Raw genomic sequence first — 15,518 nt, 5'->3', positions numbered from 1 at the left:
GGCTGAGCTTGTCGAAGCCCTTTTCTTTCTTCCAGCAAAGCTGTCGAGGATGCAGGGCCTACCCACCGACCATGACCTTCCCAGCCATGTCCACCGTGACAGAAACCCGCTCCGCCTCCCGCGCCAAAGTCACCGTCATGGCGTCAGTCGGCAGACCAGTCCCATCGAACCCAATCTGTTGCCGCCCATCCTTGCCAACCAGCGCCCGCGTCCCCGCCTTCCAGTTGGCCGTCGCAAACGGCTTCTCCTCCAACGGCACCCATTGCGCCCCATCGCGCCGCTGAAAGCCATAGCCCGACGCGGAAACCCACACCCCCATCGGCCGGGCGGTAACGACCGCTTCGTCGCGCGCGGCAGCAACGCGCGCGGCAAAGCGATCGGCATCCTCGACAACCCGCCCGCGCGGATCAGGCATGGCCAGCACCACCGCAGCCGAGATGAAGCCGATGATCGTCAACACGACCATCAGCTCGACCAAGGTGAAGCCGTTTACGACCGGACGACGAACCACTCCGTCCCGGTTCGGGCTGAGCCTGTCGAAGCCCAACCACGCAAACGGATGGCTAGCCCGATCAAAGCTCGCTGGAATAAATATCCGCATTCTCGCTCTCGCCGCCCGGCTGGCCGTCCGCGCCCAGCGAACTGATATCGAACGCGCCCTTCCGGCCCGGCACCGCATAATGATAGGCCCGGCCCCACGGATCATCTGGCAGCTTCTTGATATAGCCACCCCGGCGATAACGCTGCGGCTGCGCCAGCGATGCGGGCGGATTGATCAGCGCCTGCAACCCATCCGTCTGCGAAGGATAGCTCAGATTATCGAGCCGATATTGCTCCAGCGCCTGCTCGATCGTAGCGATATCCGCCTTCGCCTTCTCCACCCGCGCCGTGTCCGTGGCCGGAATGACGTTGATCGCCACGATCGTCGCCAGCAACCCGATGATGACGATCACCACCATCAGCTCGACCAGCGTGAAGCCGTGTTCGGCCGAACGCCTCGAGAAGGTAAAGCCATCCTCGCCTGCTTTTCGGCCTCCGTTCGCACTGAGCTTGTCGAAGTGCCACTCTTCTTTCTGGAAAAAGCGCATGGCTCTGGAAATAAACATAATCACTCCTCAGGCCCCCGTAAGGCTCTGCAATTGCAGGATAGGCAGCAGGATAGACAAGATAATCACCGCCACGATCCCGCCCATCAATATGATGATCACCGGCTCCAGCATCGCCAGCGCGGCGGAAGTGAAGCTGTCAAACTCCCGCTCCAGATAATCGGCCGCCCGCTCCAGCATCGTGTCCAGCCGCCCCGCACTCTCGCCGCTCGCTGCCAGATAGACCAGCAGCGGCGGAAACACCCCTGCCCGCCGCAGCGCCGCCGACAGGCTCCCGCCTCCGCGAATAGCCTCGACAATCTGCTCTGAAGCCTGCCGCAACACCCGATTGTGCACCGTCTGCGTCGTCAGCGTCAGCCCTTCCATCAGCGGCAGTCGGCTCGCCACCATCGTGGACAGCGTCCGCGCCATCCGCGCCGCATGCAGATCGCGGATCAACCGCCCCAGCAGCGGCAACCGCAGCATCGTCCCGTCGAACCGATATCGGAACGCCTCAACCTTCAGCGCCCGCCAGAAACCAACAGCGCCCAGCAAAATCAGGATCGCCAGCAACCACCAATAGCCTGCCAGAAAGGCCGAAATCCCCATCACCATGCGCGTCAGCAGCGGCAGGTCCTGCCCCACCGTATCGAACTGCTCGACCACCTTGGGCACCACAAAGATCATCAGCGCCGCCACAACGCAAACGGCAAAGGCCGCCAGCACGCTGGGATAAGCAATCGCCGTCAGCACCTTCGACCTTATCACCGCCTGCCGCTCCATCAGGTCGGACAGCCGCTCCATAATCGTCGGCAGGCTGCCGGAGCTTTCACCCGCCGAAATCATCGCCCGATACAGCGCCGGAAAGCTCTTAGGCTCGGCGCCCAGAGCATCCGCCAGCCGCCGCCCTTCCAGCACACCCGAATGCACCTTGCTGACGATCGCGCGCACATGCTCCTGCTCGCTCTGCCGCCCGATGGTGCGCAGCGATTCCTCCAGCGGACTGACCTGGATCAACGTGGACAACTGCCGCGTAAACAGCGTCAGTTCCTTGGCCGACAGCCTCGGTGCACGCAGTGACAATCCGGCGCGCTTGGCCGCCTTCTCCACCACACCGGGCTCGATCCGCACGATGAACAGCTTGCGCGCATCCAGCTTCGCCCGCGCATCCTCGACCGTCTCGGCCTTGATCTTGCCGCTGCGTTCCTTGCCCGCCGGATCGATGACCAGATAGTCGAACTCAGCCATCGGCGATGGTTTCCACCTCCGCCGCATCGCGCCGCGACACGCGGATGGCTTCTTCCGCCGTGGTCTGCCCGTCCCGTACCAGCGCCCGCGCCGCCGACCCCAGATTGGGCGCGTTCAGGAAAGCATGACGCGCGATCAGGGACTCATCGCCCCCGTCATTGATCAGGCGGCGGATCGTATCGTCCACGCGGATCGCCTCGAACACACCGATCCGGCCCTTATACCCCGTGCCGTTGCACTCCTCACACCCTCGCGCGCGGTAGATTATCGTTCCAGGATCGAAACCAAGCAGCGCGCTCGCCGACTTGTCCGCCTGCACCGGCTCCCGGCAATGCTGACAAAGCCGCCGCACCAGCCGCTGCGCGATAACCGCGCGCAGGGTCGAGGCAAGCAGGAACGGCTCCACCCGCATGTCCCGCATCCGCGTGATCGCCCCCACCGCATCATTGGTATGCACGGTCGACAGCACCAGATGGCCCGTCAGCGATGCCTGCACAGCGATCTCCGCCGTTTCCCGGTCACGGATTTCGCCGACCATCACCACGTCCGGATCCTGCCGCAGGATGGCCCTCAGCCCGGCTGCGAAGGTCAACCCGACCTTCGCATTCACCTGCGTCTGCCCAACCCCCTCGACCGCATATTCCACCGGGTCCTCCACGGTAAGAATATTGCGCGTCCCGTCATTCAACTGCCGCAAACCCGCATAGAGCGTAGTCGTCTTGCCCGACCCCGTCGGCCCGGTAACCAGGATAATCCCGTTCGGTTCATGCAATCCCTCACGAAAAATCCGGTCCGCCGCCCCCGCCATGCCCAGCAGGTCGAGGTTCATGCCCGCATTCTCCTTGTCGAGAATACGCAGCACCACCCGCTCCCCCGCCCGGCTCGGCAGCGTAGAAACACGCACGTCGAGCAGCTTCCCGCCCAGCGTCAGCCCGATGCGCCCATCCTGCGGCACTCGCCGCTCGGCAATGTCCAGCCGCGCCATCACTTTGATGCGGCTCACCACCACAGGCGCGACATGCGGCGGCATCCGCAAAGTCTCACGCAGCACCCCGTCGATGCGCATCCGCACGATCAGGCCCGTTTCGTAAGGCTCGATATGAATATCGGAAACGCCCTGCCGCGCCGCCTCCGCGATGATGCCGTTGATCAGCCGGATGGCGGGCGCGTCATCCGCACTGTCCAGCAGATCGTCCGCTGTCGGAATATCGGCAGCGAGGATGTCGAGTTCGTCCGCTCCCACTTCCAGCGAGCCCGCCATTGCCGCGGCGCTACCCTCCATCGCATAATGGTCCGACAGATGCCGATCGAACTGCGCGCCATCAACGAACCGCACATCGAAACTGCGCGCCAGATGCCGCCGCACCTCCAGCAATATGCGCGGATCGCTCCCCTCCCGAACTGCTATCGTGAGCCGGTCTCCGTCCAGCGGTAGCATGACGACGCCATGCTTGCGCGCAAAGACATAGGGAATATCGACGGCGCGGGGCGCATTGTGCGGCACATCGCAATCGGAGTGGGGCTCGCTCACCCTAACCTCCGTTCGGGCTGAGCCTGTCGAAGCCCTCCCTTGGAAAAACGGTTCACCGCCGATCTCCATTCGCCGTACCGTCCACAGGCCGCACCACGCCGCTCGATTGCCGCACTGTCGGTTCAATCACTTGCGCCGGAGCAGTGCTCGGCTGCACCACCGCATCCCCGGCCTGCATCGGCGCGGGCGGCTCCGCGCCCATATAGTCGCGCACCAGCTCGTCGATGCTCGGTTCCTGATCGGGGTTCCGCGCCAACTGCATGTCCCGCACATAACCATAGCGTTGCTGCGTCAGGCGCTGCGCATCCTCTTTCGACCGCAGGATTGTCGGACGGATGAAGACCATGAGGTTGGTCTTGCTCCGGCTCTTGCTGCGCGACTTGAACAGCTCGCCAATCCCCGGAATATCCGACAGCAGCGGAATACGCTCGATCGTCTTGCGCTCATTATCGTCCAGCAGGCCGCCCAGCGCCAAAATCTCGCCATCATCCACCGTGACCGTCGTCTCGATCTCGCGCTTGTTGATGATGAGGTCGCTATTATTGTTGGATACCGGCCCGGCGACGCTCGACACTTCCTGCTTCAGGAACAACTTGATCGCGCCGCCCGTGTTGATCTGCGGCTTCACCTCCAGCTTGATGCCGACATCCTGCCGTTGAACGGTGCGGAACTGATTGTCGAAATTCTGGCTGAGCGCCTCGCCGGTCGTGATCGGCACCTGCTGCCCGACAAGGATCGACGCCTTCTGATTGTCCAGCGTCATGACCGAGGGAGTCGAGAGGATATTGCTGTCCGTATCGGACCGCACCGCATTGATGATCGCGCCGAAGATGCCGTTACGCCCGATCTGCGTCGCCACCCCACCAAAGCCGCCGGTCGCGTTCATCAGGCTATCGACCGCCGCCTGCTGCAACGTGTTGGCCAGGTTGCTGTTCTCGGTCGTGGTGGTGGTCGTCACCACCCCGCCGTTCACTGTGGTCGTAGTCGTCTTGCCCAACTCATTCGCGCCGATCGCCCCCGCCAGCGTCAGCAGATTGGGGGAAGCATTGGAATAATTGGTCGCGGCAAAGCCCGTCTTGGTGCTGCCGATCAGGAACTGCACGCCCAGCTTCTTGGCGGCGGCATCGCTGATCTCGACGATAATCGCCTCGACCAGAACTTGCTCTCGCCTTGTATCAAGTTGCCGGACTGTCTCGCCAAGCATGCGTTGCACGTCGCTGTTGGCCGCAACGATGATCGCATTGGCCCCCTCATAGCGTGTCACGATCGCAGGACCCCGCGTCGAAATGCCGCTACCCGAAGAACCGGCCGAACTCACCGCGGGCGCCGCCGCAACCGGAGCAGCCCCATTGGCAGCAGGAACAGAGGCCGTCACGGCAGAGCTGGACGATTGTCCAACCAACTGCTGCAACACAGGCAGCAGCTTTTCCGCATCCGCATGTTCCAGCCAGTAGACGCGGATCTCCGTCCCGCTCGCCGCCTGCCGGTCAAGATCGCGCGCCATCTGCGCCAGTCGCGTCACCGTCCCCGCATCGCCCCGGATCGCGACCGAATTACTGCTGTCGATCGGCACGATAGTCGCCGCGCGCTGCGCCCCTTCGCCGCTGCTCTGCACCAGCGCCTGAAGCGACGTCGCGATTTCCCGCGCGCCAGCATTGCGCAGCATCACCGTCTGCGTGGCCGCCGTATCGCGATCGATCCGCGCCAGAACCTGACGGATGCGCCCGATATTGTCGGCATAGTCCGCCACCACCACACTATTGCCCGCGCGATTGGCCGTCACCGAACCATCCTTGCTGACCAGCGGCCGCAATGTCTCCAGCGCGCTGGCCGCATCGATCGATCGCAGCCGGAAGACCTCAGTCACGAACTGGTTGCGATTGGCGCCCCGTCCAACGACGCTAGGTTGCCCCGCCGCCCCATCGGCGGGCTGAATGCGATAAGCACCGCCCGGCGCTGGCACCGCCACCAGCCCGTTCGCCCGCAGCGTCGACAGGAAAATCTCGAAATATTCCGATCGCGACAGCGGCCGATCTGTCACGACCGAAACCTTCCCCTGCACACGATTGTCGATGATGAAGGTTCGCCCCGTCACCCGCGCGGCGTCCTGGATGAAGGCGCGAATATCGGCGTCGCGCACATTCAGCGTCTGCTGTGCCATGACAGGCGAACCGACAGGCGTAGCCAGAGCGAGGGCGGTCGCGGCGGAAAGAAGGAATTTTCTGGTCATTGGCCTTGCAGAGTAAGGTTGATCGTCGAAAGGCTGGCGCCCCGTTCAACGGTCAGAGAGATGCGCGCGCCGGGCATGATCTTGCCTTGCAGCACCTGGAGATCGCTGGGCGAGCCTACCGGCCGCCCATCGACCTGGGTGACGATATCGCCAGGCTGGAACCCGGCATTCTGGAAAGTCGGCCCCTTGGCGGTCAGGATCAGCCCCGTGATCCGGCCATTCTGCATACGCGGCGCAAAGCCGATATCGCGCTTCAGCCCGTCCGCCGTCGGATTGTCGATGCCGTCTGTCGGCGCTGGAACGACGCCACCCTCGCCCGGCGTAGTGGCAGCGGCAGGCGCGGGCTGCGACTGATCGAGGAATATCTGCTCTTCCGCGCCGCCGCGATCGATGGTGACATGGTCGAACGCCACGCCCTTCAACAGCACGCCCGGCAATATCTCGTCACCCACGGCAAAGCTGTTCTGCACGCCATCAGGCCCCGCGATGATGGCCGATCCAAGGCCGGACCCCTCATTCAACCGGATGCCGTAAACGGTCAGCGCCAGCGACGTGACCACCCCCCCGCCAGCCGCCTGCTGCGGACCGGCCCGATAAAAGGGATCGAAGCTTGAAAATAATGCCTGACGCGCGGCGAAATTGGGGAACTGCGCCTGCCGCCCTTCCCACGGTCCAAAGCTGCCAACCGGCGTCAGCACCGCCCAGATTAACCTCGTAATTTGCAGCGCCAGCAGGCCCAGCAACAGCTTTTCAGCCACCCGCATCCAGTCAATCGGCGCCAAACGGCTGCTAAGGCCCTGAAAATTACTGCGAAACGGCACGCGCATGGAACTTGGTGATCCCCCTTGACACCCGCGCTGCTAGGCAATTGTTTTTACTGCTGGATGACAGAATTGTGACCTATCCATGACAAGGGCAATCTGCAAGCGATGACCCTTGCATTTGGAGCGTCGGGCAGTAGCAAATGGCCCCTCATGCAGAGCCCTTCCATAGCAACAGCCGACGCCGATCCGATCTGGATCGCCTCCCATCCACGTGTGCAACGTGTGCCGAGCCTTGATCTGACGCTCTTCATCCAACGCGACTTCCTGACGGCGGAGGAATGCAAGGGCCTTGTCGATCGGATCGAAGCGCGCCGCCGTCCCTCGACCATCGCCGACGCCAATGGAGACGCAACCTTCCGCACCAGCGAGACTTGTGATCTCGACGGCGCCGATCCCTTCATCGCCGCCATCGACCGGAAACTCGCCGCCTTCGCTGGCATCGACCCCATCTTTGGCGAACCGATACAGGGGCAACGTTACGCCATGGGCCAGGAATTCAAGGCTCACACCGACTATTTCGATCCCGCTGGCCTCGACTTCGCCCGCTACTGCTCGGTATCGGGCAATCGCACATGGACGCTGATGGTCTATCTGAACCAGCCCCCCGCAGGCGGCGCGACCCGCTTCGTCAAGATCGGCAAGACGGTTCAGCCCGAACGCGGCAAGCTACTCGCATGGAACAATCGCCTTGAGCCCGGACGCTATAATGGGGCCAGCCTGCACCACGGCATGAAGGTACGCAGCGGCGTCAAGCACATCATCACCAAATGGTATCGCGAAAAACCCTGGGCCTGAGCTTCAGCGCCAGAAATGCTTGGCATCCGCCAACTCATCATAGGCTTTGCCAGCCGCCGCCAGTAGCTTCTTCTTGCTCCGGTCGCTCTTCACCAGATCGGCATCGACCGGCAGTCCATGCTGCGCCAACAGGGCACGCACGTTGACCAGATCATTGAGCGCGCCCAGTTCGTCCTGCATCCCCTCAAGCGCGTCAACGTAGCGCGCATGCCGCCGCCGCTGTTTCCTGGCGTCGAATAGACCCGCGAAAAATTCGGCCGCGTAGCGCAGCTTCTTCGCCTTCTTGCGCACTTCGTGGCGGTGCGCGTCATCCAGCTTTGCCAGATGCCGTGCATGCTTCATCTGCCAGCGATGGAAATGCTGCAAGCGGCCTGCGGCAAACGCCTCTGCAGCCTCATCGCGCAACCTGCGGCCCTCAGCATCCGGCTCGCCCATGCCAAGCGTCAGCCATTCGACCAGATCGATCATCAAGCCCCGTGCCCGCGCGGATTCCAGCGCATCGATCACCCTCGCATGGATCACCGCGCGGACGGCAGCTATTTGCTCGTGCAGTTCGCCCGGTTTCATCCGTTCGGTCAGCACATCCAAATCCCGCGCCTCTCCCAGCACATTCGCCAGCCATCGAAGCTCATCCTGAAATCGGGTCACGTCTTGCGCCGCCAGCATTGACCTGAACAGCGTCAGCGCCGAACGCAGCCGCCGCACGGCTACACGCGCCTGATGCACAGCCTGTGGATCATAATGGTCGAGTAGCAGATCTTCGTTCAGTCGGTATTGCCGCACACAGTTGCGTATGATCGCCTGGAACGCCGCCTGCGCGCTGACATCGGGCTTCAGCGCCAGCCTCTCCGCCTTGAAGCAGGCGGGCGCGGCAGCCAACAGCCGATAGCCTCGTTCCGACTTTGCCGCGACGCCCAGCCGCACCAGCACTGCCGCCTCTATCCGCCTTGCGAGCGCAAACAGGGTAGCGGGCTCTCCTGCCTTCAGCTCCAGTTCGATTTCACAGATGGGCGACTGCCGCTCTCCCGCACGGACCCATCCCCTGTCGAGCACCAATTCGATGTCCGCGCCACCCTCGGCAATCTGCCACGTGCGCCGATCGACCTCGACCTTGAACGCGGGCTCGATCATCTCCGCTGCATCACCCAGCACGCCCGCTATGGGTGTGCGGCTATCAATCACCGGCTCGTCCTCCCGGACCGGCATTTCCCATTCCGCCCGCGAGAAAAGGGCTCCGCCCCGATCTTCACTACCGGCCTTGACGGTCTGGACGCGCTCCTCCCCTGATCTGCGGATGCGCAGCGTATATCCTCGCGCCTCCAACTGCCTGTCGGGCGTATCGAAATAGACCGCCTGAAGATGCGTCCGACCTCCCTCAACGGGCAACAGCGCCAATTGCTCAAAGGCCTCCGCCGCCTGCTGCGACAGCTCCAGTTTCAGCTCGACTTCCTGCTTCACCGCCTGCCTCCGCTTCAGGCCAATCCCTAACACGACGCAGGAAAACGCGCGAATCACAGACGGCAAAGCGGCCGATCCGCGCGAAGCAGATCGGCCGCCAAGCCTCATCAGAGAAGGTTAAATCAGAGCGCCACGGTCAGCGAAGCCGCGAAGGTCGTGCCGATCTTGTAGCGGTTGTAGAACACCTTGTTGCCGCCCAGTTCCTGGAACTCCTGGAACTTGCGTCCCATAATGTTCCGCGCCTCGAACTTGAACTCGCTCTTCACCCCGCCCGGCAGCGTCACGCCCTGCCGCGCCACGAAGTCCAGCGTCAGGCCCGGCTTTTCCTTGATGTCGGGCTGAAGGTTGGGACCACGGCTAGTGACGCGCGGGCTGGCATAGGTCAACAGCAGCGTCTGCTGCGACAGCCTGTCCGTATCCTCAAGGCCCAGTTGCAGGTTCACGAGATGATCCGACTGGCCGGTCAGCGGCACCCCATCCTGGAAATAGTCGGACGCGGCGGGCAACGGGCCGGTCGTATAGCTGTAGGGCGTGGTCGTGTCGCCCGCGCTCACCTTCAGCTTCGACTGCGTATAGGTGTAATTGCCGATCAGCACGATCCTGCGGCTCTGGAAGAAAGGGCTGCTCCAGTTATCGAGCGGCAGATATTTCTGCACCTCAAACTCGACGCCATACAGCGTCGCTTCGGGCGCATTGGCGAAGCTGGTCGTCACGTCATATTTGTCGTTGATCGTCGTGTAGGTTTCGATCGGATTGTCGATCTTCTTCCAGAACGCCGCCGCCGTCAGCCGCTCATCCCGGCCCATATACCATTCCGCGCGCAGATCGGCGTTCCACAACTCACTATCCTGCAGGAAGGGATTGCCGCGATAAAAGCGGTTGGAATCGGTATCGATATAAGGCTGGGCGATCAGCTCGCGAAACTGCGGGCGAGCAATCGTCTTGGAACCGCTCATGCGGAACTGCAAACCCTTGGCCGCTTCGAAGGTGATGGTCGCGGCGGGCAGCCAATATTCCTTGTTGATGCCGTTCACCGGTTCAACGCCTGTATTATAGACGTCCACGCCGGTCACCGACTGGCGGCCCTTCTCATAACGTACGCCCGCGTCCACCGTCACGCCCGCGATCGGCTGCACCTTCACCTGCGCATATCCCGCATGTGTCCGCAGCGCCGCGTCATAGACGGGATAGTTGCCCGAAAAGTCCAGCAACGACATGTCGAACAACTGGATCGACGCGTCCGACAGAAGATAATCGGGCCGCAGCTGTTGCACCGCGATCGGCAGGTTGGTCGCGTCGAAATGCAGCTCATAGCGCGAGGATGTGCGCTTCGTATCGCTGAAGGCATAGCCGACCGTCGCGGTCAGATCCGGCGAGAATTTGTAGCTGAGGTCCCAGCCCGCCGACCACAAATCTTCGTTCAGATCGCTGAAGGTGATCGACGCATCGCCCCGCTGGCGGTTCAGCGCATTGACGAAGCGATCGCCGACCAGATCAACGGCTAGGTCGCGATTGGTCCGCACATATTCGAACTCCCGCTCATAGGGCGCTTCCCGCTGCGAATTGGCATAGCCGCCGCGCAGGTCGAGGCTCAGCCCCTCCATCAGCTTGAACTCGCCCACCATCTGGGTGTCGATTAGCTGCCGCTCATACCAGGCGGTATTCTGCTTCATATAATCCGCGCCCGCGATCGCACCGTCATTCTGGCCAAGCGTCAGGGCACCGCGCTTCAGCGTGTCGCGGATATAGACGTTGGTCCAGCGGATCTTCTGATCACCGAGTTCAAGGCCGACCCCGAACAGGCTGTTGAATGTCACCTCATTATCCGTCGATACCTGAACGCCGTTCTTGCCAGGCGCCTGCTCCAGATTGATCGACGCCTGCTGCAGCGAGGAGCGTGTCCGCCACTTGTTGCTGTAGGATGCGGTGAACAGCACGCCCAGACGCCCGTCGCTACCCACGTCCATGGCTGTTCCGGCGTTCAGCGATCCCGAAAAATTGAACGGCAGGCTATTGGTCCGCTGGAGCAGGGAAGTCCGCGCATTCAGGAACTGCATCGAAATAGCCTGCAGGTCGCCGCGCGGCATGTTGGAGAATGGCACCCCGCTGCCAAAAGCCCGCGCCAACAGAGGCGGAACGTCGCGGGAACCATCATCAAAGCCAGTCCAGTCCGACTTTGATCCATAATAGGTGTAGCCCATGTTGCCCGACGTCTCGGTATTGGCCGAACTTCCGATTCCCAGCTCAAGATAGCTTTCAACCGGAATGGCCTTGGTCGTCAGGTTGATGACGCCGCCGCCGAACTCAGCGGGGAAATTGGCCGAATAGCTTTTCTGCACCATCGTGGACGCGATGACGCTGGTCGGGAAGATGTCGAGCGGCACGACGCGCTTCAGCGGCTCCGGGCTCGGCAGCGGCGATCCGTTGAGCAGCGCCAGCGAATAGCGGTCGCCTAGCCCGCGCACATAGACATAACCGCCCGACACGACCGAAAGGCCCGTGACGCGCTGGAGCGATCCTGCGATGTCGCCTTCGCCCGTGCGCTTGATGTCGGCGGCCGACAACACGGTCACCACCTGCGGCGCGGCCTGGGATATGTTGCTGGTGCGGCGCCCCGTAACGATGATGTCCGATCCGGGCACGGACACATCGACATTGCCGGTCTGCGCATCGGCTTCCTCAGATGCGCTCGGCACGCCTGATGTGGGCGCGGTATCGGTCGTGGTCTGCGCCATCACCGCCGGAGCGGAAAGGGCGGTCGAAATCAGGAGCATGCGCGCCAGGCTGAGCGGCTTCGACATGGCTTGGAGTCCCCCTTGGGAAAATTCTTTTGCAAAGAGAGCGGGGAAGCGGCTGTGCACGCTCCCCCGCCCTGTTCAGGGTTCAGGTCGATCAGGTGGTCGGGATGGCGGTGCAGTTCTTGCTGCTGCTGCCGAAGCTCGCCGTGATCGAATTGCAGGTCCAGCCTGCGTACCAGCTGTCGTTGCTGTCCTTCACCGCGCCGATATAGTTGGTTGTGGTGAAGTTGCTGTCGATCGTCTTGGGGTCGATCGCGGTGCGGGCCGTTTCCGTCGCGCCGTTGATGAACAGGCTGGTCAGCGAAGGCGTGTAGGCAAAGCTGCTGTTCGGATCGGTCGCGAAGATCGACTGGACCGTCGCGGCATCGACGCCGCCGGTGCCCTTGAACGGGGTAGCGTTGCACTGCATCGCGACCGACAGGTAACGCGGCTTGCCCGCATCCTGCAGCGCCGTGTCGGCGTCACGCACCGTTGCCGCGCTGTTGATGCGCAGGCAGCTCTGGTCAGGGCTGACGATGATGCCGTTCACCATGGCCAGGTCAGCACCGCCGCGCAGCATCATGGTCGCGCCGTCATCGCCGGTATTCGACCGCTGGATGTGCGTGAAGTTCGCAACCTTCAGATACTGGCGAGGCAGCGCGTCTTCGGAGAAGCTGGTGCCGGTCGTCGAACCATTCGAGTCCGTCTCGGTGAAGGTATCGCCTATATTGTTGTTCGCGCGCTGGACCGAGATGACGAACTGCGCCGTACCGCGGAAGCCGACGTCCGTATCCAGATTGTCGTCCTCGTTGCCGGTCAGCACCAGATATTTCATGTGGGTCGAACCGCCGAAAGCCTCGATGCCGTCGTCCGAGCTGTTGTGGACCTGGATATGATCAAGCTGCGTGCCGGTACCGACGCCCGAAGGGGTCAGGCCCTGCAATTCCTTGCCGTTCGCCAGCACGAAACCGGAATAACGGATCTGGACATAGCTCATGCGGCCCGAATTGTCGGCATCATTGTCACCGCCATAGAGCGCGCCGGTCGTGCCTTCGGTGTCGCGCTGGCAGGCGGTGGTGCCCGGAGCCGCGTTAGGCGCCTGGTCGCAATCGGTGATCTTGGCGCGGCCGAGCAGCACGATGCCGCCCCACTGGCCTGACGACTGATCGGTGGCGGAACCGGTGACATTTTCGCGGCTGGTGAAAACGATCGGCTGTGCCGCCGTGCCCACGGCGTTGATCTTGTTGCCGCGATTGACGACCAGGAAGGCGCCGCCGGTGCCGGCAAATACGACCACGCCCGGATCAACCGTCAGCGTTACGTTGGAACCGGTACTTGCAGCGCCCTGATCGGTACCGACATCGACGCGGCCGGGGAGCGAATAGATGACGCCCGCCGTCTTTGCGATAGCGGTCGAGCTGTTGAAACGCGCGGGAAAGCCGCAATTGCGCCACGTATTGGTCCCGTCGCTGATGGTGCCAAGATTGGTCAGCTGATCCGCACCGGCAATGGTCGGACAGTCGGCTGCCGCGGTCACATTGCCCGGCGTAGGAGTAGGCGTCGGCGTTGGGCTCGGCGTCGGAGTCGGCGCGGGCAGGACCACCGTCCCCTCGCCCGGCGAGGCGATGTCATCTGCACCGCAAGCGCTCAGAGCAGCGCAGGCGCAGCCCGCCATCAAAATGGTAGTGATACGATTAGTCTTGACCATGTCGTCTCCGCTCCGGCCATGCCGGTCTTTGTTAGGATGCGGAGCGAAGGGGATTCACGAATCGGACAACGCCCCCTGCCGCCCTCAGTCGCCGCAGCTAGGCGCGCCAGATGACAGGGACATTTTGGTTTCGTGACGAAGGCGTGTCTTTGAAATGACAGTTCAAAGACTCTTGTTTCACTTTGATGATTGCGAAGGCCGCAAATGCAGAAAAAGGCGCCGTCCCACCGGACGACGCCCACTTTCTCCTGACTTGGCGCGCAGAAATCAGCGCATGGCGTAACTCGCTTCGAGACGGCCGAGCGCCCGGCGGGCAACAACCCGCGACGATGCCTCTTCACCATTTGCGAGCAGCAACGTCGATTCCGGAGCGAAACGGGCTGCACCATAGGCCTCTCGGGCATCCTTGATCCGCCCCAGGCCCGCATAGGCATTGCCCAGGTTGATCAATCGGGCCGGATCATTGGCTCCGTCTGGCCACATCGGCGCGAGGCGGCGAGCGGCCTTTTCATAATCCTTCGCCACCAATGCCGGAGCGGCCAATCGCCCATCGGGAACACCGACCACAACCACTTCATCGGATGCAGGTGCGGCCGCGCCCGACAAGCCCCCCGCCAGCACCAGCCCGACGATCGCCGCTACCTTCATCATCCAATTTCTCCCGAAAAAACCTTCTACAATAGCCGGGATTATTTCATCTTGATGACATCTGGACAAGCAGCGAACCGCGCCCAAAAAAGTATTTTTAACTCTTATAATTCAATGCATTATAAAGTTTTCTTTTAACTGTCATAAAAGTGTAATTGAACCGTCTTGGTTCATGATGGCCGATTCGCGGCAGATGTAGCCGACGCAGCCAATAGCCGTTGGCCATCCGCCACGCAGGGCAAAATCAATCGAATAAAGGAAGTCCGGAGGATTCTGTTGCCCGGCTCCTCCGGAAGCCGCTGAATTCCCTTCTGTTGCCCGGTGGGTTCAACCGCGTTCTTTTTGGGTAATGTCAGGCCGTGAGGCCATCAATTACGCAGCAAGAGCAAGAGCCTCGTTATCGTTGGCACTTACGTGTTTTGAACATTTTTACGGCTTACTCAGGCCGGGTGAAGACATCGCCTTTCAACACACGTCGATCCTAGTTCGGCCCCGTCAGACACCCCGTACAAGCCGGGATATGTGGTGGAGCCGCCGGGTACTGCCCCCGGGTCCGCTGCGCCTATTACACGACACGATTTATCACCATAGCCGGGCGAACCCGGCAAAACCCATATGGGACAGCGCGCCCCATTTATCAACCTTTTCGGTCAGGCCGGGACCAGATGAACGGCCTTGGGCTTGGCGACCGGCAGTCCGCTCGCCTTCGCTTGCGCCATCAGCTCCTGCTTGCGCGCCATCATCCTGTCACGAAGCTCCACCAGATCCACCTCTGTCTTGCGGCACTGGGCGAACATGCCGTCAGACTGCCTTTCCTCTTCCTTCACATGATGCTTGATCTCCTCGGACAGCACCTTGACCTTGGCATCATAGAAATCATCGTCCGGCGATCCGGCCTCGATATCATTTACCAGCACCTTCGCACCATCATGCTCGACATAGGCTTCGTCCAGCGTGTCGTCCTCGATCTTGCCACGGAATGCGGGGTAGAAAATCTCCTCCTCGATCATCGTATGGATCTTCAGTTCGGTGCAGATCTGATACGCGATGTCCTGCTTCCGGTTCGCGGCCCTTGCCTTCTCATACTGGTCGAACAACTCCTCGACCTTGCGGTGATCGGCTTTCAACAGGGCGATCGCATCGGTAAACTCAGCTTTGGCCATTTCCGTCCTCCTCACGAACACATATCGTCAAGAAGCGGCTGACAAGCTTCC

Annotated in this window: 12 protein-coding genes and 1 other RNA gene; 1 reads left to right on the top strand and 12 read right to left on the bottom strand. The window is 61.9% G+C overall.

Going from position 1 to position 15,518, the window contains the following annotated elements; all coding sequences use genetic code 11:
* Positions 1–58 precede the first annotated feature (58 nt).
* The 6 genes from ACZ5U1_RS02635 to ACZ5U1_RS02610 all read right to left on the bottom strand — a co-directional run bounded on the left by ACZ5U1_RS02635 (position 59) and on the right by ACZ5U1_RS02610 (position 6,921).
* Entirely contained in the window at positions 59–466 is a 408-nt protein-coding gene (locus tag ACZ5U1_RS02635) for a GspH/FimT family pseudopilin (protein ID WP_464779945.1), read from the bottom strand.
* 106 nt (positions 467–572) lie between these two features.
* Positions 573–1,088, bottom strand: a complete 516-nt coding sequence (gspG, locus tag ACZ5U1_RS02630) for a type II secretion system major pseudopilin GspG (RefSeq protein WP_464779944.1) — start codon at positions 1,086–1,088, stop codon at positions 573–575.
* 27 nt (positions 1,089–1,115) lie between these two features.
* Positions 1,116–2,333 (bottom strand): type II secretion system inner membrane protein GspF, encoded by a 1,218-nt coding sequence (gene gspF / locus ACZ5U1_RS02625; protein WP_464779251.1) that lies wholly within the window; start codon positions 2,331–2,333, stop codon positions 1,116–1,118.
* Positions 2,326–3,864 (bottom strand): type II secretion system ATPase GspE, encoded by a 1,539-nt coding sequence (gene gspE / locus ACZ5U1_RS02620; protein WP_464779250.1) that lies wholly within the window; start codon positions 3,862–3,864, stop codon positions 2,326–2,328. The genes gspF and gspE overlap by 8 nt, the downstream gene beginning before the upstream one ends.
* A 52-nt stretch (positions 3,865–3,916) precedes the next feature.
* The gene (gspD, locus tag ACZ5U1_RS02615) at positions 3,917–6,094 is read right to left on the bottom strand and encodes a type II secretion system secretin GspD (RefSeq protein WP_464779249.1); all 2,178 of its coding nucleotides are present in this window, start codon (positions 6,092–6,094) and stop codon (positions 3,917–3,919) included.
* Entirely contained in the window at positions 6,091–6,921 is an 831-nt protein-coding gene (locus tag ACZ5U1_RS02610; protein WP_464779248.1) for a type II secretion system protein N, read from the bottom strand. Before ACZ5U1_RS02610 ends, gspD begins: the two co-directional genes overlap by 4 nt.
* 147 nt (positions 6,922–7,068) lie before the next feature.
* Here ACZ5U1_RS02610 and ACZ5U1_RS02605 point away from each other — a divergent pair, with 147 nt between their 5' ends.
* Positions 7,069–7,713 carry a prolyl hydroxylase family protein gene (locus tag ACZ5U1_RS02605; protein WP_464779247.1) on the top strand — a complete coding sequence of 215 codons (645 nt, stop codon included), beginning with the start codon at positions 7,069–7,071 and terminating at the stop codon, positions 7,711–7,713.
* A gap of 3 nt (positions 7,714–7,716) precedes the next feature.
* Here the strand turns inward: ACZ5U1_RS02605 and ACZ5U1_RS02600 are convergent, their stop codons facing one another.
* The 6 genes from ACZ5U1_RS02600 to ACZ5U1_RS02575 form a co-directional block, all read right to left on the bottom strand.
* Positions 7,717–9,171: a CYTH and CHAD domain-containing protein gene (locus ACZ5U1_RS02600; RefSeq protein WP_464779246.1), complete on the bottom strand. Its 1,455-nt coding sequence runs from the start codon at positions 9,169–9,171 to the stop codon at positions 7,717–7,719.
* Positions 9,172–9,293: 122 nt separating this feature from the next.
* Entirely contained in the window at positions 9,294–11,972 is a 2,679-nt protein-coding gene (locus tag ACZ5U1_RS02595) for a TonB-dependent receptor domain-containing protein (RefSeq protein ID WP_464779245.1), read from the bottom strand.
* Positions 11,973–12,063: 91 nt separating this feature from the next.
* Positions 12,064–13,656: a hypothetical protein gene (locus ACZ5U1_RS02590; protein ID WP_464779244.1), complete on the bottom strand. Its 1,593-nt coding sequence runs from the start codon at positions 13,654–13,656 to the stop codon at positions 12,064–12,066.
* Between the two features lie 267 nt (positions 13,657–13,923).
* Entirely contained in the window at positions 13,924–14,307 is a 384-nt protein-coding gene (locus ACZ5U1_RS02585) for a tetratricopeptide repeat protein (protein ID WP_464779243.1), read from the bottom strand.
* A 297-nt stretch (positions 14,308–14,604) separates the two neighbouring features.
* Positions 14,605–14,949: a transfer-messenger RNA gene (gene ssrA, locus ACZ5U1_RS02580) on the bottom strand.
* Positions 14,950–14,954: 5 nt separating this feature from the next.
* On the bottom strand, positions 14,955–15,467 hold the full coding sequence (locus ACZ5U1_RS02575; protein ID WP_464779242.1) for a hemerythrin domain-containing protein: 513 nt from the start codon (positions 15,465–15,467) through the stop codon (positions 14,955–14,957).
* Positions 15,468–15,518 lie beyond the last annotated feature (51 nt).

This window comes from Sphingobium sp. TomTYG72 (genome assembly GCF_055394715.1).
Note: the sequence above shows the minus strand (reverse complement) of the source record. Positions and strands in the feature narration are given on the sequence as shown.